The organism is Bacillus sp. LR--39 (assembly GCF_053613335.1).
On sequence record NZ_JBSIOT010001445.1, the window covers coordinates 1 to 546 of the forward strand.

The window sequence follows — 546 nt, forward strand, 5'->3', positions numbered from 1 at the left end:
GGAGGTGCGAGCATGAATATGACATTCCGATGGTATGGACGAGGCAACGATACAGTCACACTTGAACACGTGAAGCAAATTCCCGGTGTCAAAGGCATCGTTTGGGCTCTCCATCAAAAGCCCGTCGGCAACGTGTGGGAAAAAGAAGAAATCAGAGCCGAGACTGAATATATTCAATCCTATGGTTTTCATGCTGAAGTTGTAGAAAGCGTGAATGTTCACGAAGCAATTAAACTTGGGAACGAAGAACGCGGCCGGTATATTGAAAACTACAAGCAAACGATCCGCAACCTTGCCGGATTTGGCGTGAAAGTGATCTGCTATAATTTTATGCCGGTTTTTGATTGGACACGCACGGACATGTTCCGGCCGCTAGCAGATGGATCGACCGCTCTGTTTTTTGAAAAGGCCAAGGTGGAAAGCCTTGATCCTCAAGAGCTGATTCGGACGGTGGAGGATGCATCTGACATGACACTGCCGGGGTGGGAGCCAGAAAAATTGGCTCGGATCAAAGAGCTTTTTGCTGCCTACAGAACGGACGATGAA

1 protein-coding gene is annotated in these 546 nt (G+C 48.2%); it reads left to right on the forward strand.

What is annotated here, in order from left to right; all coding sequences use genetic code 11:
* Nucleotides 1-12 precede the first annotated feature (12 nt).
* On the forward strand, nucleotides 13-546 hold a 534-nt coding region (gene uxuA / locus ACWHAR_RS31035), incomplete at its 3' end, for a mannonate dehydratase (protein WP_452088926.1).